A 20,398-nucleotide genomic window follows, 5' to 3' on the forward strand; every position below is an offset into this window, starting at 1 on the left:
ATTTGCTTACCCACGAAGGTATCCTTTTGAAAAAGTTACTTATTCGTGGGCGGTTACACAATTGGATTTACAGGCTCAATTAAGGGGCATCATGTCGGAGTGGTGCCCTTATTCTAGCTGTACCGCACAGCGAACTACCCCGCAGATCACCACATCTTCAGTTACTTCAATCATTCGGAATTGGGGGTTAAGTGGTCTTAAGAACCAATGGCCCGCATCGTTTACCAGTTCCTTGAATGTCGTTTCATCACCAATCCTGGCGATGACTCTTTTATTGTGCTCAGGAACTGCATCTGGATCCACAATCAAAATGGTTCCTTCTGGGTAACTGCGTCCCCCATTCATTGACACCATCGAGTCGCCACGGACTCTTACCGCATATGCCCTTTTTCCAACCTTCACTGGGCTAGGGATGAACTCGTCAACCTGCTCGAGCAGTGGAATATCGCCGTTATTACAGAATGCACCGGCCTGAATCCATGAAAGCAGCGGTACATTTCCCAAGGCCAAGCCCGCTTCGTCAACATTGGTATCTGTGCCGGTCAGTAGCCATTGCACTGATTTTCCGATGATATTTGAGATGGTACCAAGCCGCTTTACTTCCGGCAGTGAGTCACCTTCTAACCACTTTCGTATGGCTGTGAGTGAGGGGATTTGCACATCAGTAGTGGATGGTGTCTTGGCGAGCAATTCTTGCAGACGAGCTGGGCGCCCACGTTTTGGAATGCCAGCCTCATCAAGACCTAAATTGAGCCTTCGCGCGAAGTCGATTTTATCGGTCTCATAACGAGCCATTTCTTCTTGTCTCTGTTCCATCTCTCGGTCCTCTATTGTCCCCATTTCGCATTCGAACTTTCAGTTGCAAAAACACGCACCAACAGTTACTGTTTTGTCGATTATGTTCAGATAGGTAAGTTCCTGTGGAAGCTCTTCTCGCTCACTTCAAAAACAAGGCAGCCCTTGCCAAGGTTCTTGGCATCAAGCCTCAGGCGGTCCATCTCGCATGTGCGAGGGGGCGAGTTCCAACAAGCTGGCTGCCTAAGCTGATCAAGCAAGGTATTAGCATCTCGGTATTGTCATCACTGCCACTAAGCAGGAACGGCTCCGAGTTAATCTCCGTCATGAAGAATATGGAGTGATCATGACACAGACAACCGAAAGTTCCACGTTAAGCAAACCAAGGGTTTCACGTCCAGATGTGCTGCTGGCTGCATATCTGCTCGGTAAGGACAACAACATCAGCGAGCTTGCCCGCCTGATGGGAAAGGGCGAAACGGTGTTGGCCAACAAGATGAACCCAGAGTGCGACAGTCATCATCTGAACCTAGGTGAAGCAGTAGCGGTAACCGAGATCACCGGTGATAACCGGATTTTGGAAGCCTGGGCCACCAGTCGAGGCAAGGCGCTGGTTGATCTACCGGCTGGAGTCGTCAGCGACGATGACCTGGTTGAGCAAGTGCTGCTGGCCCAGTCGGTGTTCGGCAAGCTGATGCAGTCGATCCACGATGCCCGCGCTGACGGCGTTATCGACAGGATGGAGCACGGCCAAATTGAACGGATCGGAACCCAAGCAGCAGAGCACGTGCTTGGCCTAATCCGCACGACAGCCGTTAATGTGCGGAACCTGCCTTCCGCCGTCGGAAAGTAGAAACAAGGCGGCCCCGCACTGCGTCAACAGTCGGGGCCATGGTTCAGACACAATCGAGAGCACTGAACATGGAAAAGCATACGGAATCATGGGTTAAAGGGCAAGTCAAAGGCTTACGCCCTTGGCACATCACCTGCGATAAAAGCGGCAATTTTTTCCAACGAGGTCAACGTCGTAGTGGGAGGGCAACCCAGTTCAATACAGGCACGCATATGGGCCGGGTTGGTCAGCACACCGAGCTCGGAAGGCATATCTTCAGCCGCTTTACTCAGAGCCTCTCGCAATTCTTCATCGCTCATGGTGGGCTCATTAATGATGAGTCGAGCGTAATTTTCCTGCCGTTTGGCAAAGTGCAGGGAAGTCATTGCTGGCTGCCAAACAAAACTCATGGTGGACAGTACAACCAGCAGTCCACCAAACAGCATATTGCTCCCGACATCGGCGAAGACAGCCGAGCCCAAGACGATCTGAGAAAACGTCAGCAGCCTATCGCTGCGGGCCCAGAAGCGAGCATGCATTGCTTCAATGGCATGTCCGTAGTGAATGTCAAAATTCAGCTTATGTCGGGTCATAGCATATTCCTTAGCCTTTTGGCTTGTCCGCCGGTTGAGTCGGAGGAGGTGGCGCCGGTGATCTTGGTATCCGGCCAAAGCCATCATCATTCCGCTTCCAGGACGGGTCATTCGGTTCAAATGGGTTGGTCATACAGCCTCCTGCTGCGTGGTGATTGTTTAAGCGCTGTCACTGTAGCATGGGGAGAGAGCCTGCCTCAAACAGGTCGCGGCCCGGCGTTAAGGGCACCATTATTTGGGGCTGGCTACCTCACTATTTTTTGGCTGGCGGCGGTGGTGGCGGATCTCTCGAAATTCTCCCCTTTATATTCTCCCCGCAGGGCTGTTTCCGGTTTATTGCAAGATTGTCTTTATCCTGTGGACGCGGTGAAGGCTTGGGTTTTTTATCAGACATTGTTTTCTACAATTCCAGTTGGCGGGGCATGTTCCAACAACTTAACACGGCCAAATGGGGCCCACCAATTCTTACTGCGTGCAACCGCCAGTAGATTGACGGAGTTAACAGATAGCAGTTATGCTGTGGGTGCTGCGGCAAAATCCGCAGCCGGGATTGAGACCCCGAGAACAACTTTGGAGCCGACCCACGCTTCCATCGCGTGGTTTTTTGTCGGTACCCGACTCCCATTTACTTGGGTGCTGCTCGCCTATCCGGCGATCGGCATCTACAGCGTTATGGTGGCTCGGGCGGGGCAGCCTTCGGGCTGGTCGGTTTCCAAGGTTGCCGATAGTCTCAACCCCGTTCGGGCTACCACCATGAGATTGAGACCTCAGGTTGGTAGTGACAATCTATCAACCTTGGAGGCTGCCATCATGGCTACTGTCCCCACCCCTCTTACACCCGTCGTTCGGGTGATCGACGGCCAGGCCGTTACCACGTCCCTCGATCTTGCTGCCTACTTTGGCAAACAGCACAAGAACGTTATTGCCAAGATCGAAACCCTCGAATGCTCCATTGAGTTCATTGAGCTTAATTTTAAGCTCAATACCTACATCGACCCGATAGGTCGCACCCTTCCTTGTTACCAACTGACCCGCGATGCCTTTGTGTTCGTGGCGATGGGCTTTACCGGCCGCCGTGCTGCCGAGTTCAAAGAGGCCTACATCGCCGCCTTCAATGCGATGGAGCAACGGCTGGCACAGCCCGCCCTGCGGGCTGAACTGGATGCCAACTACCTGCGCGATGCGCTGTTTGCCGCCATGCAACATTTGGCGGTGATCCGGCAGGCGTGGGATGGCCAGCTCTATGACGGGCTGAATGCGCTGGGCTCGCCGCTGGCGGTCTCCTTGCACGATCGGGTACATCTGGCCTGCTGGTCGCTGCAAACCGCCGCCAAGTACAGCGGATGCGATGAGACGATGGCGACCGCACTGGCGGCCACCCAACCACCGGCCTTTCCCCGTGCCCAGCATTGCGCCGTGGAGACCACCCAGCAGGGGGGGCGCAAACATGGCTAATCAACTCCTTATCACTCCCAGCGAGCGCCGCAAGGTGATCCCCGCCGTGCTGCCGCGCTTGGTTGATGGCACCAGCGGCACCTTTTTGGTCTATGGCAGCCTGAAAAGCGGGCTCAAGATCCCGGTGACCCCCGAGCAGGCCCAGCGCCATCTGCAATGCCTGCTGCAGCACCTGCAGGAGGTTCGCCATGGGTAACGTAGCCACTGTTATTCAATTCCCTGCCAATAGCACACCAGTGAAGCCACAGGAGGTAATGGTGGCAGATTGTGATGATGGTTACACCCGACTGGCGAACGACCTGCTCGACGCGCTGATTGAGGCTGACCTGACCAAGCACCAGTACAAAGTCGCCTTGGCCGTTATCCGCAAAACCTACGGATTCAACAAGTCTATGGACTGGATGACCAACGAGCAGATCGCCGAAGCGACCAACATCCCTTCCACTCGTGTTAGCACCGCCAAGAACGACCTGTTGCGGATGGGCGTATTGGTGAGCCGTGGCCGCAAAATAGGCCCCAATAAGGTCATCTCTGATTGGGAAACTCACATTACCCAAAACAGGGAAACATTCCCTGAAACAGGGAAGGAAAGTTTCCCCAAAACAGGGAAAGCACCTTCCCCGAAACAGGGATACACAAAAGACAATATTCAAAAGACAAGAAAGACAAAAGATCAAAACATTAGCGCCGAGCCCGCTGTCGCGGACTCCACGCCGGTGGTGATTGAATCTGTTTCTGCTGAGCCTGTTTCACTTCCAGCTAAACAGCCGGAACCGCAAGAGCCAGTGGTGATCATCATGCCGCTCAACAGCGGGGAGCATGCGGTCACCGAGTCGTTCGCCGCCCAGATGCAAGCCCTGTATCCGGCTGTCGATGTTGCCCAAGAGCTGCGCACCATGACTGGCTGGTTGATTGCCAACCCGACAAAGCGCAAGACGAGGACCGGGATCAACCGGTTTATCAACTCCTGGCTGTCGAAGTGCCAAGACCGTGGTGGCAGCAATGGCCTGCAGGGCTTCACGCCGCGCCGCAATGACCACACCGACCTGACCCAGACCATGACCGCCGCTGAACTTAACCAGCGCATGCAGGAGGGTTTCTGATGACCATGAAACCACTTAGCACCGTGCTGCATGAGATCGCCACTGCGCCAACCGTGGAGGCCATCACCCAGCAGCAGCGCCCGCTGACCGATCGGGACTCCAAGATGGTTGCCACCCTGTTTGAGCAGCTCAAAGCGGTGTTCCCAGCATGGAAACAGGCATTCCCCACTGACGACCATCAGCGCCGCGCACTGGCCGAGTGGACCCGCGCTCTGGTCGATGCCGGTTGCACCAGCCGCGAACAGTTGCAACTGGGGATGCGGATGGCCCGCAGCCACGGTGGTGACTTTTTCCCGAGCACCAGCAAGTTCATCCGGTGGTGTGAGGTGACGCCTGAGTCATTGGGCCTGCCCACGCTGGATAGTGCGCTGGTTGAGGTACGCACCCGCCGTTATACCCATCCCGCCGTCGAGCTGGCCGCCAAGGCGACAAGCTGGGAGCGCAAGACGCTGAGCGCAGACGCTTACCGCGCGGTGTTCGAGCAGGCCTATGCCCAGCTGGTGCGCCGGATGATGGCAGGTGAAGACCTGAACGCCGAGGTGATGAAGGGGCTGCCGACCAGGGAGCAGATCCAGCACAGTCCGGAATTTTATCAGCAGGCAGGGCAGCGTGGTGTGGCGCAGCTCAAGGCTCTATTCAAGCGTGGAGGGGGTGCGTGATGGCCAGTCAATTCAATGCGACAGCTGAGCGCGATGTGCGTGAGGCGCAGTTCTGCCGGGTTGCCATCTATCCGCCGGTGCGCGGCTGGGTGGGGGAGCGGGTTCATCTGGAGGTGTCGAACTCGCTGGAGACGCTGGGCACTACCGATGCGAAGACCGCTGCCGGTTATTACCTGGTGGTGGATGGTGCCGAGGAGGCGCGGGCGGAAGCGGCGCGGATCCGTGGCAAGGCGGTGGAGTTGGTTCGTTTGTAAACATGAGATTCGGGAGAATGACATGAACGAGATGATGGTAGTGGGCGCTGGCCCGATGATGAGTAGCGTGGAGATTGCCGAGCTGACAGGCAAAGAGCACAAGAATGTGCTGGCTGATATCCGCAAGATGCTGGTTGAAATTCAATCGGCTGAAAAGTCAGCTGATTACAAGGACAGCATGGGGAGAGTCCAGCCCTGCTTGATGCTGGATAAGGATGAGAGCCTTTGCTTGGTCGCAGGTTACAGCGCGGTGTTGCGCATGCGGATCATCCGGCGGTGGCAGGAACTGGAAGCACAGCAAGGGCCCAAGGTACCGCGAACTTACGCCGAGGCTCTGCTAGAGGCGGGGCGTTTGGCAATGGAGCTGGATCAGGCACAGGCAACCATAGCTATCCAGGCGCCCAAGGCTGAATTTGCCGATCTGGTAGCCGGTGCTGATAAGGGGACTCTCATCGGCAATTTTGCCAAAACGGTTGGGCTCGGTCCGAAGCAGATCTTCGCAGTGCTGCGTGAGCTGCGGATCCTGATGAGCGGTGGTAATCGCCATAACCTGCCGTTTCAGGAGTATCTCGAGCGCGGGTATTTCACCGTGGCCGAGAAGCCTTACGAGGTTCATGGAGAGACCCGCCTTGGATTTCAGCCGTTGATCACCGGCAAGGGCCAGCAGTGGTTGACCAAGCGGTTGATCGACAGCGGGCACCTGAAGGGGATGGCCGCATGATGCACTACTACGCCCAGCACACGGCAACCCGCGACTGGTATGCCCCGGTGCTGACTATCGAGGAGGTGGAGCGCACCAGGGAGGCCGGCATGCCCATCATGATCGCGCTCTACCTGATCGGGGAATACGGATTTGAGTCGGTGGCCGAGCAGGCAGCCGATGTTGTCGGTGATGCGCTGACCCGCGCATCTGAACACACCACCGCCGGGAGGGGGAGGAGCTGATGAGCCTTGGATGGATGTTTCTGATACTGGGACTGCTTTGGCTGGCGTTGCTGGCCATGTTGGTGGTTATTGTTCGCCAGTGGATTGCAGAGGAAATTTGCCCCGCACTGGATGGGGACGGGCCAGATGATGAGCCGCGGTTGGTATCGGCCTGCCGCGAGCTGAGCGAACTGGCGGCCAAGACCCGGGAGGCCAGTCATGGTTAAGGGTTTCTTCTTGGTGATGTACGTCTTTGTGGCGCTGTTTGTGCTGGCCCATGTGCCATATGAGGGCGGGGTAGGGTGGCAGATGCTACAGGCGCCGGTGGTGTGGGTGATCACGGCGGGTTGGGTGATGGTGATGTTCCCCCGTCAGATCGCCCGCCTGCTACTCACACCACTGCGGGCCGTGCTGCTGGCAGTGGTGTGGTGCGGGACCCTGTTCCTGGCGTTGGCAAAGGCGGTTCTGGTGAAGCTGAACCGCATGAATCGCGATCTGGCCGAGGAGGCCCATCATGACCGTTAAACCGAAAGAGCTGAACGAGCAGGGGTTGATCGACCTGACTGGAGTGAAGGTCTATATCGCTGGGCCGATGACCGGTTTGCCGATGTTCAACCGGCCAGCCTTTTTCGCCGCCGAGGCGTATCTCCAGGCACAGGGGGCAGTGGTAATGAACCCGGCGATCTTGCCTGACGGGTTCAGTCATGACGCCTATATGCGGATCGCCATCCCCATGATGATGGAGTGTGAGGCAGTTGCGTTTTTGCCGGGTTGGCAGCAGAGCAAGGGAGCGCGGCAGGAGTTCACAAGGGCTCACGCATTCGGGCTGGAGCTGCTGCAATTGGATTTTGCGGCCCTGGCTTGCGAGAAGATGGTCTGCCAACATCTGCCATTGCTGGTGTAGGTCATATACCACCTTGAGCACCTAACAAACGGTGATTGTTGCCTGTATAAATAAACAGTAATATTTGGGTCTGACCCCATACATGACAATCGGGAGAGTGACATGGCCGGAGATAGTAGTGCAGTTGTGATGTTCAGCAGTGAGCAGTTTGGTTCTATCCGGATCGAGCAGGAAGGGGATCAGCTGTGGTTCGTGGCGTCTGATGTGGCGCGGGCGCTTGGTTATGAGAAAACCAATAGTATGAACAAGCTGATTGATGAAGAGGACAAGCGCAAGAGGGTGCTCCAAAATGGAGTAAACTATGTAAATCAGTCACTTATAACGGAGGCTGGCCTGTATCAGGCGATTATGTCCAGCACTCTGCCCGCCGCTAAGGCGTTCAAGCGCTGGGTGATGAATGAAGTGTTGCCCTCTTTGCGCAAGGTAGGCCACTACCAGATGGCGCCCAGTCCCGCGGTCAATGTGGAGGCGGTGCAGGTGGAGTTGCTGTTTGCTGAGACTGCTGCCCGTATGCTGAACGTCAGTAACTCCGGCAAGCTGGGGATGCTGCAGACCATCCAGCGCCAGCACGGCCTGCCCAATCTGCTGCCGAGTTACGCAATTGATGCGCCGAGTGATGCCACAGATGGAAGTTCGCGGCCGACATTCTCCGCCACCGAGGGGTTGAAGCAGCACGGTGTGACCATGGCGGCCCGCTACTTCAACGCCCTGCTGGAGTCGAAAGGGTTGCTCGTCAAGATGACTCGCCCCTCTTCCAAGACACCGGATAATCAGAAGGAGTTCTGGTCGATCACGCCAGCTGGGCTGCGCTATGGCAAAAACATCGTGGATCCGCGCTGTCAGCGAGAGACTGCTCCGCACTGGTACCAGAGCCGGTTTGCCGATCTGTTGGTCCAGGTCGGGCTGGGGAAGGTGGCGGCATGATTCATGAACTGAAGGTGGCACCCTGCAATTTCAGTCTGGTTGCTTCAGGTGACAAGAGCTTCGAGATTCGAGCTGATCATGAAGGCGTATTTCATCTAGGCGACACAGTCGTACTGAAGGAGTATGAGCGTGGGCTCCATGTTGACCTCGATCTGTGCTATACCGGCCGCGAACTCACCAAAGTGATCACCTACGTCACCAACTTCCAACAGAAGCTAGGGTATGTGGTCTTTGCGATGGCGGATCAGGCCAAATCCAACGAACTGCCATCCGCCACAATAGAGCCAAACGAGGTAACGCATGATTTTTAGCGGCCTGAGTACTAAGCCATTTTACGAAGTGTCAGCCGAGCGGGTTGCTGTGGTCGATATCGAAACGCTGGGACAGGGGCCTGACGCTGTGATCGGTTCGATAGGGGTGGTGGTGGTTGACCTTGGCGGCCTGTTTGTGGTCGATGAGTTCTATTGCCGGGTTGACCACAACCAGGTAAACCGGAGCCGCTCTGACGGTACGCTGGCTTTCTGGGAGCTGCAACGGCAAGAAAGCCCCGCCGCGTGGGATGAGTTGTTCAACCCTGCTGGCCAGCGTCTGTTTATTACCAACGCTCTCGAGTTGCTCGCTACCTTCTTGCTCAAGGTGTTTGGCCGTGCAGAGGACGTGCAGCTGATGGGAAACGGCAGCGAGTTCGACAACGTGATTCTGGCTCACGCTTACGAGCAGTGGGGGATGGAACAGCCATGGCACTTCAGGGGGAACCAGTCGCTGCGCACTGCGGTGTGGATGGGGCGGGTGCTGCTGGGGATTGATCCCAAGTATCAGCTGCCATTTGAAGGGAGCCGTCATATCGCCCTGCACGATGCTCGCCATGAGGCGGCCTATCTGATCGCCATCATGAAGGCGTTCCGGGAGCGGATTGCAGGGGGTGAGGTATGAAAACCAGGATCGCAGAGTTTGTTGAAGCATCAGTAGACAAGGACGATCCGAACAAGCTCAATCTGGTAATGCGGCTGCCGGCGGCAACCCATTGTGCCAAGGCGCTTGCAGACTCTTTTGGCAAGATATCCAAGCACCTTGAGCTGTCGCTGCATGAGCTTGAGCGCACCGCAGAGGTTATGCGCAATGCTGCCCGCAGCGGGATCACGCCAGAGGCACTGACCTTCGCTGCTGATCATGCGGCCAAGACTGCCAGCACCATCAGAGCTGAGGTGTCAGGTGATAGATGTTGATGCACTCGTAGCTCTGTTCGCTATCTGGTTTGTAGCAGGACTGCTTTACGACCACTGGTTGCTTGAAAAATGCCAGCGTGAGCGGAGGTGGCACAATGTTGTGATGTGGTTGGTGTTTCCTGCATCAACCATATTGCTGCTGGCTATGGCTATCATATTCGTACTGTGTAATTGCGCTATAGATTGGCTGATGGGGGAGACGAATTAGCCATGACATTCAACCTCGCGAGGCTTCCTGAAGAGGCCCGCCAGAGGGTACAATTGGACAAGTTGGCGGCCCTGCTGGTATTGCAGTGTCGCCACGGCCAGGCGAGTCGCGCCGATGTCGCCAAGGCCATCACTCAACAGCCAGCGGAGTACCAAGCGTATTTTCGCGATCGGCTGAACCACTACCGTGAGGTAAAGGGGTCACATGAACAGTAAATTCAACAGCCGCAGTGCTGCCCGTTCGCAGCATTTGCAGCGTCAAGCCGCCAATCCTATTGGCGCCGAACTCAACACCAGTTCCGAGCTGTTCCGCTCAATAGACAACGCCTGCCCGGGCCTGACCGCCGCCGAGGCCGCCCGCCGTGTTATCGCCTCCGAATCCGCCGCCCTGCGCCGCAGCGCCAGCTATCAGCTGCTCGCTCGCCTTGGCCCGTTACTCGACAAGCTCGATATGGTGGAGAAGCTGGCGTGAACCCTACCCATCCGGTCTTTGTGCCTGAGATGGGGATGGTGTTGCTGGCGGTGGGTGATGGGCTGGCCAAGCTGCGTTCATCCATTGGCAATCGTCCGGCAATGCTGGTTCCAGCCACTGAGGGTGGTGATCTGCTGGCGCAGTTCCCGGAGCTGGCCAGCGCTCTGCTTCACCCCGCTATCGTCAAGGCCGCCGGCGGCGAACTGGCCTTGCGCAGCGTGGGACAGTGCCTGATCGGGGATGGTTGTGTTGGCGATACCGTCACCACCGAGATGGGCGGCCTGCCGCTTCCCCTGTGCTGGCATCACGATAACGAGTATCGGGATGGTCAGCTGCCGTTCAATCCCGCCCAGCATGCCGCTGCCATTGCGCGGGCGCTGCTGACCCGGGTTGCCGGTTGGTGTGGGGTGCAGCTTGCCCAGCTGCAGGCGCGGGATCTCTGTTGGTGGGCCAGCGTTTACAAAGTGCAGGGGCATCTGCCGATCGCGGTGGTACGCCACGCCTGCCGCTTGCCGCCGCTTGATCCTGAACGGGTGCTGTTACCCGGGCGCGGTTATCGGGAGACCGATGCCCGCTTTCGGGTGAGTAAAGAGGCGCTGCTGGAGCAGGACCCGCTGGCCGAGCTGCGGGCCAAGATCCGCACCAAGCCGGCGGTGAAGGCCATCGACCCGGATCCGCCGATGCTGCATATCCCCCGCCCAAAGATGAAGCGCTGGGAGTCGGCCAACTATCTGGCGTTCGTGCGCCAGCTGCCCTGCGTGGTGACCGGTCAGACCGAGGGGGTCGAGGCTCACCATGTGATCGGGCATGGCCTGAGCGTGATGGGCAGCAAGGCGAACGATGCGATGACCTTTCCGCTTTGCCACGACGCACATATGGAATTGCACAACAATGGCTGGCAGCAGTGGGAGAAGGCCCACGGCAGCCAGCTGGTTCACGTCGCGATGACGTTAAACAAGGCCGCTGGCCTGGGAGTGTTTGGATGACGCCTTACAGTGGGGAAAAGCAGGTAAAGGGCAGGGCGAGGATACGTCCGATACCCGGCACCATGAACAAGACCGAGCAGGCCTATGCCGATCACCTGCGGCTGTTGATGCTGGCGGGGGAGATCCTCTCCTATGAGTTCGAGCCGCTCAAGCTGAAGCTGGCCGACAAGACCTTCTACACCCCTGACTTTATGGTTGTGGGCAAGGATGGTTTGATCGAGCTGCATGAGGTGAAGGGTTTCTGGGAGGATGACGCCCGGGTCAAGATCAAGGTGGCCGCCAAGCAGCACTGGATGTTCACCTTTGTCGGCGTGATGCGCAAAGGCGCCAACTGGTCACTGGAGGCATTCTGATGCGGCTTGAATATGCACTCTCTATCGGTAACCCGCGCTCGGCGATGATCCAGGCCATTCAATCCCGTTCGACAGGAGCCAGCCATTTGAACAAGGCGGATATTCTGGGGGCGCTGGGGCTGGTGCAGAAATATGAGGCCGTTGGCCTGGCGCTGGTGATGGCCCGCTACAACAAGGACATGGAGAGCCAAGGCGTGGCAGTGCGCGGGGTGAAGGCTCACTGCAGCAAGATTGCTCCCAAGTATGTGGGGGCCATTAAGGATCGCCGGCAAGGTCTGGCGCTCAAGGCGCTGGCGGCCCTCGCCGTGCAGCACTTCTGCCGCACCGTGGATACCCCGGGGGCAGCCTGTCACCCGCAGTTCTGCCGGGGACGCGGAGTGATCCGCGATCTGGAGTTGAGCCGGCTGCACGGCAAGGCGATCGACAAGACTTGCCCGCGCTGCAACGGTACCGGCCTGCGCCCGATCCCGGGCACTCAGGTTCGCCGTGCCATCGAGCCGCTACTGGGAACCCTGACCCGCGGCGAGTGGGAGCAGCAGTGGTACCCGCTCTATCAGGCAGTGCTGGCATGGTGCCATGTGCAGGAGAGTGAGGTGGAAGCATTTTACAAACGAGTGACTGCGGCGTGATATACCTTATGGTATTCAATTGATGCATAAATCACGTTTTTTAATTATAAATCAATTATATTGAACGCTCTTCAAATGGAGGTCTTATGCTGGTAGGTGAAGAGTTGACAAAGCTCAAAGATGAGCTTTCAGTAGTAAAAAGTGAAATATCTAGACTCGAGGCGCAAAATCTTGCAACTGGTGCAGCTATTGGTGTTTTGTTGAAGAGCATGTCGATTGTGAACAAAGGTCAGGCTGATGAAGTCATGCGTGTTCTTAGAGATAATGCCAAGCAGCCAAATAGGCCAAAGGGTTTTGTTGAATCTGTTGAGCACATCATAAAGGCATATGACTTGATTGATGTCGCTTAGCTCTATGATTGAAGCCTTGGCATTCGTACTTTAAACGCTAAGTCTTGGACTATCTAGGGCTCCTCGCGTTTATCCAACATGGTTAATGCTGGCCGCATAAAATGCTATAAGCCCGCTATGGCGGGCTTTGTCATATAAGCCATTCTTATAGTTTTGCGTGGATCTGGATGGCGAACTGCCGTGCAGCCTCAGACAGATTGCTCGGTGTGCCGAGCATTGCCGGCAGCCGTTCCACTCGCTTGATGATCACCTGCTCCAGCTCATCCACGCTCGGTGTTACCTGGAGCTGTTTAAGTTGCCGTATAGCAAGGCTGAACAGCTTTTGATCTGACGGGTGAGAACTGAACCAGGTTGGCTTTGACAGCCATGGCTCCAGCGCTTCTTCGATCGACACATCTCTCTCCTGTTTTGGTGGGCAGCTTCATTTGCACAACCATAGTAACCGCGCACTTTGACGCTGGACAATTATCCCGGCCTGGATGAAGAGGTACTAGATACCAGCTAGAGTAAAATGGTGGTTCAAGGAGGGACTCAATGGACAGCAAATGGAAGTGGCCTGCGTTGAAAGTCGCAAGGTGGGGGCTGCAGCATGGTGAGTTCTTCGATCTCTACGATGTGGCATATCGGCTGGGGATTCCACTTCACGAAGCCAGCAAGGTGATGTGTTATCTGCGGTCTTTGCGCCATGTTCAGAAAGAGGCTGAAACGAGATGTTGCAAGCCTGAGCCAGGGCGAGAAGCCGCTCGCCGGATCTTTATCAAGGTGTTGGCCATTCACCCTGAACCAGATAATGTACATGTGCGCCAAGAAGCCAGCTCAGAGTTATAGGACATAAAATGTGGATAACAGCAAACGAACCGCCAGAGGGCCAGACCCACAAATGGACTCGAGATGTTGTGGTGGTGACAAACTACGGCAAGGCCTACACAATCGCATACATGCATGGACCAGATGGCGCTGGAGCGTGGCAAAGGCCTGCGCAATTTGAGCATGGTCGGCGCGGTATCTTTTGATGAGTGGTGGAGCAGTTTGCCGATTGAAGGCAGTTGACAGTTAAAAGCAATTTTGTGTAGAGTGAACGCCAATGATGGAAGACTGCAACCTAACGGATGCGGTCTTTTTTATTTTCTGCTTCAAAACCTCGGCCGATGCCGGGGTTTTTTCGTTTCTGGGTCCTGCGGGGAGGTAGGTATGTAGATGCCTGAAAAAGACCTTGGCCTGTGGGCTTGGTTGCTTGCGTGGGTTGATGCCCATTGGCCAACCCTGTACGGCTTTACTCTGTCTCTTGTTATTTCCTGGCTGCGAGTCACCTATTCCGGTGGCGGCGTGCGTCAACGGCTGCTCGAGTCCCTGCTGTGCGGTGCCATCTCTCTCTCGGTTATGTCGGGGATGGATATGCTCGGCATTCCGGCTACCGCATCTGGATTCGTTGGCGGCTCCATCGGTTTTCTCGGCGTAGAGAAGATCCGCGAGTTCGCAGCCCGCATGCTGGATCGGAGGTTTGGCAATGACGCGAATTGAGCGAACTTCAGCAGATGGGGTGATGCTGATGCATTACTTCGAGAGTTGCCAGCTGAAGGCGTACCCCGATCACGGCAGTAAAAACGGCGAGCCGTGGACCATCGGGTGGGGGCACACCGGCCCAGAGGTCAAGCCAGGGTTGGTGTGGACTCAGCAGCAAGCGGATGAAGCCTTTATTGCCGACCTGCGCCACTTTGAGCGCGGGGTGGCATCTCTGGTTAACGTGCCGCTGACTCAGGGGCAGTTCGACGCGCTGGTGAGCTTTGCCTATAACGTCGGCCTTGATATCGACAGCGACACCATTGCCGAGGGGCTGGGTGACTCTACCCTGTTGCGCAAGCTGAATGCGGGTGATTACGCAGGTGCTGCCCTTGAGTTCCTTAAGTGGAACAAGAACGACGGCAAACCGATGCGCGGACTGACCCGCCGCCGCCACGCTGAGATGGGGCGGTTTAACGGCATGAGCGGCCGCGCCGCCATCAAGTATGGAGTGGCGGCAGCATGAATGCGGTCAGGCTATTCCTCAAGGCGCACCCTGTGTTGTGGTTTGTGCTGCGCCAGGCAGTGATGTTCTTTCTGGTGTGGCTTCTTTATCAGCAAGGCTACTCGAAGGGAGCTCACGATAAGGAGCTGGAGTGGTCTGCCAAGTGGAACGAGCAGGCTGCCGAACTGGCGACGGTGAGGGCGGATGCCGAGGTGGCCGCCCGCGAGGCTGAGCAGCGCCGTCAGGCAGATATCGAGAGGGTGAGGGCTGATGCAGAAAAACAGATTGCCAGTGCTGAGCGCGATGCTGTTGCCGCTGATGCTGTTGCTGTCGGGCTGCGCGAGCAAGCCGGGCGATTGGCCAAGCGAGCCAGTCAGTGCGCCAGCGATTCCGGCGCTGCCCAGTCAGGCGATGCAGCCGGACAGTCCGCCGTGGTGCTCGCCGACCTGCTCGGCCGGGCTGATGCGCGAGCGGGAGAGTTGGCAAGAGCGTATGACCGCGCTCGAGCATCAGGCCTGGCCTGCCAAAGAGCCTACTTCTCCCTGACCAATCCCGATTAACCAATTGCCGCACCGAGTCACTCTCCAAACTGACGGGTCGTCCCGTGTAACTGCGTCCGGTGCGGCGCCCTATTTGAAGCGATATCCATGCCTCCACGTATCAAGCAGATCTGCCGGGCCAAAGGGTGTCATGCCCTGACCGATGCTCCGGGTGGATATTGTGCCGATCATGCTGGTCAGGCTGTCGGCTGGCGGCGCGTTTCCGCCAAGTCATCTGCCGAGCGTGGCTATGGTGCCAGCTGGCGCAAGCGGCGCGAGCGCATCATGCAGCGCGATCGCGGGCTGTGTCAGCCCTGCATTCGCAAGGGCATCATCACCTCAGCCAGTGCCGTCGACCACATCGTGCCAAAGGCCGCAGGTGGCGTGGATGACGATACCAACCTCGAGGCCATCTGCCGGTGCTGCCACAAGCAGAAGACGCAGCAGGAGGCCTCTGCTGGCCGCCACGGGCAATCCTGAGGGGGAGGGGGGGATAAAATCCTTCCACCTTTTCGCCTCCGTGACTGCCAGCCCGGCCAAATTTTTATACCCGCGAAATTAAAAATTTAAATGGAGGGCGCGATGGCAGGGGCACCAAGAGCGCCTGGTCAAGGTCGCAAGCCCAAACCGACGGCGCTGAAGCGGCTGGCTGGCAACCCCGGCAAGCGCTCGCTGAACAACGCCGAGCCAACCTTCACCCCGCTGCTCTATGTCGAATGCCCCGAATGGCTGGCAGAGGATCAGTGGGCTCCGACCATGTGGGAGCTGGTGATCCGTGAGCTCTGCGGTGCCGAGGTGCTCTGCGTCACCGATCTGCACAACCTCGAGGCATTCTGCGCCGCCTACTCGCGCTGGCGCAGAGCCGAAATCGAGATCGCCAAACACGGCCTGGTTGTCGAAGGGGCAACCGGCGGGCCGGTCAAAAACCCCGCCTGTACGGTGGCCAACGAATCACTCAAGCAGATGACCAGCTACGGCTCGCTGCTTGGGCTGGACCCGTCCAGCCGCTCACGCCTGATCGGAGGCAACAAGAAACAGGGAGGGGGGAACCCGTTCGCAGCTTTGTAGGGATGACCGATGGCAACACGCAAAAGTTATCCCTATGTCAACGTGGCGAACGGCTACGCCCGCGACGTGGTGCGCGGCAATATCCCTGCCTGTCGCTACGTCATCCAGGCCTGCCAGCGCCACCTCGATGATCTGGCCAAAGAGAAGTCGGCCAAGTTTCGGTTTCGGTTCGACAAGGACAAGGCAGAGCGGGCCGCTACCTTCGTTCAGCTCATGCCACACACAAAAGGGGAGTGGGCCTTCAAGCGCCAGACCCTGAACCTCGAGCCGTGGCAGATGTTCATCATCTGCAGCGTGTTTGGCTGGGTGCGCAAGGGCAGCGGCCTGCGCCGCTTTCGCGAGGTCTACAACGAGATCCCGCGTAAAAACGGCAAGTCGGCGCTCTCTGCTCCGGTCGGCCTCTACTGCTTCGCGGCAGACAACGAATTCGGCGCCGAGGTCTACTCCGGTGCCACCACAGAAAAACAGGCGTGGGAGGTGTTTCGCCCCGCCCGCCTGATGGCCAAGCGCACCCAGGCGCTGCTCGATCACTTCGGTATCGAGGTCAACGCCAGCAACCTGAATATCCCGTCTGACGGCGCCCGCTTCGAGCCGCTGATCGGCAACCCTGGTGATGGTCAGTCGCCATCCTGCGCCATCGTGGACGAATACCACGAACACGACACGGATGACCTCTACACCACCATGATCACCGGTATGGGCGCCCGCCGCCAACCGCTGATGTGGGTCATCACCACCGCCGGCTACAACATCGACGGCCCCTGCTACGACAAGCGGCGGGAAGTGATTGAGATGCTGGCGGGCACAGTGCCGGATGATGAGCTGTTCGGCATCATCTACACCATTGACGAGGGTGACGACTGGACGGATCCCAAGGTGCTGGCCAAGGCCAACCCGAACATGGGCGTCTCCGTCTACGCTGAATACCTGCTGGCGCAGCAGGCCAAGGCCATCAAGTCCGCCCGCTTTGCCAACATCTTCAAGACCAAGCACCTAAACGTCTGGGTGTCGGCCAAAACCGCCTACTACAACATGGAGGCGTGGAAGGCCTGCGAAGATCGCAGCCTGACGCTGGAGCAGTTCGAAGGGCAGGAGCTGATCCTCTCGTTCGACCTTGCCCGCAAGCTCGACATGAACTCCATGGCTCGCCTGTTCTGGCGAGATATTGACGGAAAACGCCACTACTACTCGATCGCCCCAGAGTTCTGGGTGCCGGAAGATACGGCCTTCAACACCGACAACCGGCGGCTGGCAGAGCGTTACCAGAAGTGGATGAACCTGGGCGAGCTCAGCACCACAGAGGGTGCCGAGATCGACTATCGCGAAATCCTGGCCGTAGCCAAAGAGGCCGCAGCCAGTGGCAACGTGCTGGAAGTCCCGCTCGACCCGGCAGGCGCCACCGCGCTGGCTCACGATCTGGCAGATGATGGATTGACCCCCATCTCAATCACCCAGAACTACACCAACATGAGCGACCCGATGCGAGAGCTGGAGGCCGCCATTCAGTCCGGCCGTTTCCATCACGATGGCAACAGCCTGATGACATGGTGTATCGGCAACGTGATCGGCAAGAACCTGCCCGGTAACGATGATGTGGTGCGCCCGGTCAAAGAGTCTGCCGATCAGAAAATTGACGGCGCTGTCGCGCTCATGATGGCCATCGGCCGCGCCATGGTCGCGGGTCGCGGCAATACCAAATCCATTTACGAAACCACGGACGTCCTATGCTGATGAACATCGTCGCCTTTCTGGTGGGCCTGCTGGGTGCCGCCGCGCTGACCTATGGCGCATGGCTCTGGTCTGCCCCGCTCGGTTGGGTGGTCGGTGGCCTGCTGGCGCTGGGCTGGTCTGCCTGGTTGAGCCGCGCCATCGCCTGGCACAAGTACAATAAACAGAGCGGGGGTGGCTGATGTTCTTCCCATTCCTGTTTGAGCGCAGGGGTGGCGGCGGCAACTTCAGTCAGTGGATCTCGAGCGTAGGGGCGCGGCGCAGCAAGGCTGGTGTCATGGTCACGCCGGAGTCTGCGCTGGCGCAAGGCACTGTCCGCGCCTGCGTCACCCTGCTGGCTGAATCCATTGCGCAGCTGCCGTGCGAGCTCTACCAACGCAGCGACGACAGCCGCACTCGTGCGACCGACCACCCGCTGTACGACATTATCCACGCCTGCCCCAACCAGAAAGACACCAGCTTCGAATTCAACGAGCAGCGCATGGGCCACCTCGGCCTGCGCGGCAACAGCTACAGCCTGATCGAGCGCAGTGGCGACGGCTACATCACCGAGCTGATCCCGGTCAACCCGGACAAGATGATGGTGCTTAAGGGGCCTGACGGGCTGCCTTACTACCAGTTGCTCGATGGCAGCAACCAGATCCTGCCGATGCGGATGGTACACCACGTCAAGGCCTTCAGTCTGGATGGCTACCTCGGCGTCTCGCCGATCCAGAGCAACCCGGATGCGATCGGGCTTGCCATGGCAGTGGATGAGCATGCCGGCTCGGTATTTGCCAATGGCACCACACTGTCTGGCGTTATTGAGGCGCCAAATAAGCCACTTGGAACCCAAGATCTTCTTGATAATTTCAGAAATAAATTTATCGAGACTTACTCCGGGGCGCGCAACTCCTTCGGTGTAGCGATCCTGCAGGAGGGGATGCAGTACAAACAGATGGCGATGACCAACGAGCAGAGCCAACTGCTCGAGTCGCGCAAATATGGCGCCATCGAAATCTGCCGCCTATACAAAGTGCCGCCGCACATGATCGGCGAGCTGGATCGGGCAACCAACAACAACATCGAGCATCAGGGGCTGCAGTTTGTCATCTACACCCTGCTGCCTTGGGTCAAGCGCATCGAGGCCGCCATGATGCGTGACCTGCTACTGCCGAGTGAGCGCAAAGACCTCTATATCGAGTTCAACCTCTCCGGCCTGCTGCGGGCAGACCAGAAGTCCCGTTACGAGTCATACGCCCTCGGTCGCCAGTGGGGCTGGCTCAGCGTCAACGATATCCGCCGGTTGGAAAACCTGCCCCCGATCCAGGGTGGTGATATCTACCTGACCCCGCTCAACATGGTCTCTACTGGCAAGCTGCCGCAAGGCATCGGCCAGGCGACCCAGGAACAAATCAGGAAAATCGAGGCCATCCTATGCCGAAGCTGATGATCAACTACCCGCACCTGGCCAGCCAGGTGTTCGGGGTGCCGCTCTATGTCACCCAAGAGGTGCTGGCAGGGGTCAAGAGCCTGCTGATGCCCCGCATGATGGGAAGTCAGATTGAGGTGATGGCCGCCGATGACCTGCCGGATGTGCTGGAGCCCAAACAGCTCGAGGCCCGCAGCGAATCGCAGTACCGCGTGGAAGGGCTGGCGGTGATCCCGCTGCACGGCATTCTGGTAGCTCGGCGCGGTCAAATCGATGGCGCCTGCACCGAACTGACCAGTTACGAGTGGGCGCGGTCGCAGATCGCTACGGCCCTCGCCGACGAGCGGGTCAAAGAGATTGTGCTCGATATCAACTCCGGCGGTGGCCATGCGGTCGGCTGCAAGGAGCTGGCCGACTACATCTATGCCAAGCGCAGCGTCAAGCCGATCACTGCGCTGGTCAACTTCTCTGCCTACTCGGCGGCCTACTTCATCGCTTCCGCATGCAGCAAGGTGGTGGTCAGTGAAACCGGCGGCTGCGGCTCCATTGGCGTCATCATGGAGCACATGGAGGTGAGCAAGTGGGAGGAAGAGGTGGGGCTCAAGTTCACCACCTTCTACCGCGGTGACCGCAAAAAGGACGGCACCCCCCATGAGCCCCTCAGCGATGGCGCCATGGCGGCCATCAACCACCGCATGGATCAGGCCTACGACCTGTTTATCAGCTCGGTGGCCCTCTATCGCGGCCTGTCAGTCGAGCAGGTGAAAGCCACCGAGGCCACCCTCTACAGCGGGGCCGAAGCGGTCAGCAACGGGCTGGCCGATGAGCTGGCCAACCCGCAGGATTATCTCAACGGCCTGGCCGCCAGTGTGGCCAAGTCGGCAAAACCGGCGCAAAGCATCGGCCTGCGGGCCCGCGCCATCGAAATTCAGTGCCAACTCTAGCCCAGCGGCGGAGAACATCCCAACAAGCCCCGAAAGG

Annotated in this window: 34 protein-coding genes; 31 read left to right on the top strand and 3 right to left on the bottom strand. The window is 57.9% G+C overall.

Annotation, left to right across the window (positions count from 1 at the left end; all coding sequences use genetic code 11):
* Positions 1–108 precede the first annotated feature (108 nt).
* A complete protein-coding gene (locus tag OKC40_RS17080; RefSeq protein ID WP_265061563.1) occupies positions 109–816 on the bottom strand; it encodes a LexA family protein in 708 nt (235 codons plus the stop codon).
* A gap of 325 nt (positions 817–1,141) precedes the next feature.
* On the opposite strand from OKC40_RS17080, the gene OKC40_RS17085 reads away from it, so the two are divergent.
* Positions 1,142–1,648: a phage regulatory CII family protein gene (locus tag OKC40_RS17085; protein ID WP_265061562.1), complete on the top strand. Its 507-nt coding sequence runs from the start codon at positions 1,142–1,144 to the stop codon at positions 1,646–1,648.
* A 113-nt stretch (positions 1,649–1,761) separates the two neighbouring features.
* Here the strand turns inward: OKC40_RS17085 and OKC40_RS17090 are convergent, their stop codons facing one another.
* Complete coding sequence (locus OKC40_RS17090; RefSeq protein WP_270796144.1) at positions 1,762–2,220, bottom strand: hypothetical protein; 459 nt, start codon at positions 2,218–2,220, stop codon at positions 1,762–1,764.
* A 120-nt stretch (positions 2,221–2,340) separates the two neighbouring features.
* Between OKC40_RS17090 and OKC40_RS17095 the strand changes: the two genes are divergently transcribed.
* The 20 genes from OKC40_RS17095 to OKC40_RS17190 all read left to right on the top strand — a co-directional run bounded on the left by OKC40_RS17095 (position 2,341) and on the right by OKC40_RS17190 (position 12,666).
* A complete protein-coding gene (locus OKC40_RS17095) occupies positions 2,341–3,675 on the top strand; it encodes a Rha family phage regulatory protein (protein WP_270796223.1) in 1,335 nt (444 codons plus the stop codon).
* Positions 3,668–3,871 (top strand): hypothetical protein, encoded by a 204-nt coding sequence (locus OKC40_RS17100; RefSeq protein ID WP_064336403.1) that lies wholly within the window; start codon positions 3,668–3,670, stop codon positions 3,869–3,871. The genes OKC40_RS17095 and OKC40_RS17100 overlap by 8 nt, the downstream gene beginning before the upstream one ends.
* Positions 3,864–4,778, top strand: coding sequence for a replication protein (locus OKC40_RS17105; RefSeq protein ID WP_064336402.1), 915 nt, complete (start codon positions 3,864–3,866; stop codon positions 4,776–4,778). Before OKC40_RS17100 ends, OKC40_RS17105 begins: the two co-directional genes overlap by 8 nt.
* Positions 4,778–5,437 carry a replication protein P gene (locus OKC40_RS17110; protein WP_064336401.1) on the top strand — a complete coding sequence of 220 codons (660 nt, stop codon included), beginning with the start codon at positions 4,778–4,780 and terminating at the stop codon, positions 5,435–5,437. The genes OKC40_RS17105 and OKC40_RS17110 overlap by 1 nt, the downstream gene beginning before the upstream one ends.
* Positions 5,437–5,691 (top strand): hypothetical protein, encoded by a 255-nt coding sequence (locus OKC40_RS17115; RefSeq protein ID WP_270796148.1) that lies wholly within the window; start codon positions 5,437–5,439, stop codon positions 5,689–5,691. The genes OKC40_RS17110 and OKC40_RS17115 overlap by 1 nt, the downstream gene beginning before the upstream one ends.
* Before the next feature lie 22 nt (positions 5,692–5,713).
* On the top strand, positions 5,714–6,412 hold the full coding sequence (locus OKC40_RS17120; RefSeq protein WP_270796149.1) for a phage regulatory protein/antirepressor Ant: 699 nt from the start codon (positions 5,714–5,716) through the stop codon (positions 6,410–6,412).
* Entirely contained in the window at positions 6,409–6,636 is a 228-nt protein-coding gene (locus tag OKC40_RS17125) for a hypothetical protein (protein ID WP_005346990.1), read from the top strand. The genes OKC40_RS17120 and OKC40_RS17125 overlap by 4 nt, the downstream gene beginning before the upstream one ends.
* On the top strand, positions 6,636–6,842 hold the full coding sequence (locus OKC40_RS17130) for a hypothetical protein (RefSeq protein ID WP_270796150.1): 207 nt from the start codon (positions 6,636–6,638) through the stop codon (positions 6,840–6,842). Before OKC40_RS17125 ends, OKC40_RS17130 begins: the two co-directional genes overlap by 1 nt.
* On the top strand, positions 6,835–7,140 hold the full coding sequence (locus tag OKC40_RS17135; RefSeq protein ID WP_270796152.1) for a hypothetical protein: 306 nt from the start codon (positions 6,835–6,837) through the stop codon (positions 7,138–7,140). The genes OKC40_RS17130 and OKC40_RS17135 overlap by 8 nt, the downstream gene beginning before the upstream one ends.
* On the top strand, positions 7,130–7,519 hold the full coding sequence (locus OKC40_RS17140) for a DUF4406 domain-containing protein (RefSeq protein WP_236317006.1): 390 nt from the start codon (positions 7,130–7,132) through the stop codon (positions 7,517–7,519). The genes OKC40_RS17135 and OKC40_RS17140 overlap by 11 nt, the downstream gene beginning before the upstream one ends.
* Positions 7,520–7,621: 102 nt before the next feature.
* Positions 7,622–8,443 (top strand): BRO-N domain-containing protein, encoded by an 822-nt coding sequence (locus OKC40_RS17145; protein WP_270796158.1) that lies wholly within the window; start codon positions 7,622–7,624, stop codon positions 8,441–8,443.
* Positions 8,440–8,754, top strand: a complete 315-nt coding sequence (locus tag OKC40_RS17150; protein ID WP_270796159.1) for a DUF3850 domain-containing protein — start codon at positions 8,440–8,442, stop codon at positions 8,752–8,754. The genes OKC40_RS17145 and OKC40_RS17150 overlap by 4 nt, the downstream gene beginning before the upstream one ends.
* A complete protein-coding gene (locus OKC40_RS17155; RefSeq protein WP_270796162.1) occupies positions 8,744–9,376 on the top strand; it encodes a 3'-5' exonuclease in 633 nt (210 codons plus the stop codon). The genes OKC40_RS17150 and OKC40_RS17155 overlap by 11 nt, the downstream gene beginning before the upstream one ends.
* A complete protein-coding gene (locus OKC40_RS17160) occupies positions 9,373–9,669 on the top strand; it encodes a hypothetical protein (protein WP_270796163.1) in 297 nt (98 codons plus the stop codon). The genes OKC40_RS17155 and OKC40_RS17160 overlap by 4 nt, the downstream gene beginning before the upstream one ends.
* A gap of 210 nt (positions 9,670–9,879) precedes the next feature.
* Positions 9,880–10,092 (top strand): DUF3283 family protein, encoded by a 213-nt coding sequence (locus OKC40_RS17165; protein ID WP_270796164.1) that lies wholly within the window; start codon positions 9,880–9,882, stop codon positions 10,090–10,092.
* The gene (locus OKC40_RS17170) at positions 10,082–10,348 is read left to right on the top strand and encodes a hypothetical protein (protein ID WP_270796166.1); all 267 of its coding nucleotides are present in this window, start codon (positions 10,082–10,084) and stop codon (positions 10,346–10,348) included. The genes OKC40_RS17165 and OKC40_RS17170 overlap by 11 nt, the downstream gene beginning before the upstream one ends.
* Positions 10,345–11,334: a DUF968 domain-containing protein gene (locus OKC40_RS17175; RefSeq protein ID WP_270796169.1), complete on the top strand. Its 990-nt coding sequence runs from the start codon at positions 10,345–10,347 to the stop codon at positions 11,332–11,334. Before OKC40_RS17170 ends, OKC40_RS17175 begins: the two co-directional genes overlap by 4 nt.
* Positions 11,331–11,687, top strand: a complete 357-nt coding sequence (locus tag OKC40_RS17180; protein WP_270796171.1) for a DUF1064 domain-containing protein — start codon at positions 11,331–11,333, stop codon at positions 11,685–11,687. The genes OKC40_RS17175 and OKC40_RS17180 overlap by 4 nt, the downstream gene beginning before the upstream one ends.
* A complete protein-coding gene (locus OKC40_RS17185) occupies positions 11,687–12,316 on the top strand; it encodes an antitermination protein Q (RefSeq protein ID WP_270796172.1) in 630 nt (209 codons plus the stop codon). The genes OKC40_RS17180 and OKC40_RS17185 overlap by 1 nt, the downstream gene beginning before the upstream one ends.
* 86 nt (positions 12,317–12,402) lie before the next feature.
* Positions 12,403–12,666, top strand: coding sequence for a hypothetical protein (locus OKC40_RS17190; protein WP_270796173.1), 264 nt, complete (start codon positions 12,403–12,405; stop codon positions 12,664–12,666).
* 145 nt (positions 12,667–12,811) lie between these two features.
* Here the strand turns inward: OKC40_RS17190 and OKC40_RS17195 are convergent, their stop codons facing one another.
* Positions 12,812–13,060: a hypothetical protein gene (locus OKC40_RS17195; RefSeq protein ID WP_270796175.1), complete on the bottom strand. Its 249-nt coding sequence runs from the start codon at positions 13,058–13,060 to the stop codon at positions 12,812–12,814.
* Positions 13,061–13,200: 140 nt separating this feature from the next.
* On the opposite strand from OKC40_RS17195, the gene OKC40_RS17200 reads away from it, so the two are divergent.
* The 10 genes from OKC40_RS17200 (at position 13,201) to OKC40_RS17245 (ending at position 20,361) form a co-directional block, all read left to right on the top strand.
* Entirely contained in the window at positions 13,201–13,494 is a 294-nt protein-coding gene (locus OKC40_RS17200) for a hypothetical protein (protein ID WP_270796176.1), read from the top strand.
* A 369-nt stretch (positions 13,495–13,863) separates the two neighbouring features.
* A complete protein-coding gene (locus tag OKC40_RS17205; RefSeq protein ID WP_263085429.1) occupies positions 13,864–14,187 on the top strand; it encodes a phage holin, lambda family in 324 nt (107 codons plus the stop codon).
* The gene (locus OKC40_RS17210; RefSeq protein ID WP_270796181.1) at positions 14,174–14,692 is read left to right on the top strand and encodes a lysozyme; all 519 of its coding nucleotides are present in this window, start codon (positions 14,174–14,176) and stop codon (positions 14,690–14,692) included. The genes OKC40_RS17205 and OKC40_RS17210 overlap by 14 nt, the downstream gene beginning before the upstream one ends.
* Positions 14,689–15,231, top strand: a complete 543-nt coding sequence (locus tag OKC40_RS17215) for a DUF2514 family protein (RefSeq protein WP_270796182.1) — start codon at positions 14,689–14,691, stop codon at positions 15,229–15,231. The genes OKC40_RS17210 and OKC40_RS17215 overlap by 4 nt, the downstream gene beginning before the upstream one ends.
* Positions 15,232–15,318: 87 nt before the next feature.
* Positions 15,319–15,690, top strand: a complete 372-nt coding sequence (locus tag OKC40_RS17220) for an HNH endonuclease (RefSeq protein ID WP_270796184.1) — start codon at positions 15,319–15,321, stop codon at positions 15,688–15,690.
* Between the two features lie 102 nt (positions 15,691–15,792).
* A complete protein-coding gene (locus OKC40_RS17225) occupies positions 15,793–16,278 on the top strand; it encodes a phage terminase small subunit P27 family (protein ID WP_270796185.1) in 486 nt (161 codons plus the stop codon).
* A 9-nt stretch (positions 16,279–16,287) separates the two neighbouring features.
* A complete protein-coding gene (locus OKC40_RS17230) occupies positions 16,288–18,009 on the top strand; it encodes a terminase large subunit (RefSeq protein WP_270796187.1) in 1,722 nt (573 codons plus the stop codon).
* Entirely contained in the window at positions 18,003–18,188 is a 186-nt protein-coding gene (locus tag OKC40_RS17235) for a hypothetical protein (RefSeq protein WP_265061539.1), read from the top strand. The genes OKC40_RS17230 and OKC40_RS17235 overlap by 7 nt, the downstream gene beginning before the upstream one ends.
* A complete protein-coding gene (locus OKC40_RS17240; protein ID WP_270796189.1) occupies positions 18,188–19,435 on the top strand; it encodes a phage portal protein in 1,248 nt (415 codons plus the stop codon). Before OKC40_RS17235 ends, OKC40_RS17240 begins: the two co-directional genes overlap by 1 nt.
* Positions 19,423–20,361 (top strand): S49 family peptidase, encoded by a 939-nt coding sequence (locus tag OKC40_RS17245; protein ID WP_270796190.1) that lies wholly within the window; start codon positions 19,423–19,425, stop codon positions 20,359–20,361. Before OKC40_RS17240 ends, OKC40_RS17245 begins: the two co-directional genes overlap by 13 nt.
* The last annotated feature ends 37 nt before the right edge of the window (positions 20,362–20,398 follow it).

This window comes from Aeromonas sp. QDB11, from assembly GCF_027705265.1.
In the GTDB taxonomy this organism is placed as follows: Bacteria; Pseudomonadota; Gammaproteobacteria; order Enterobacterales; family Aeromonadaceae; genus Aeromonas; species Aeromonas allosaccharophila.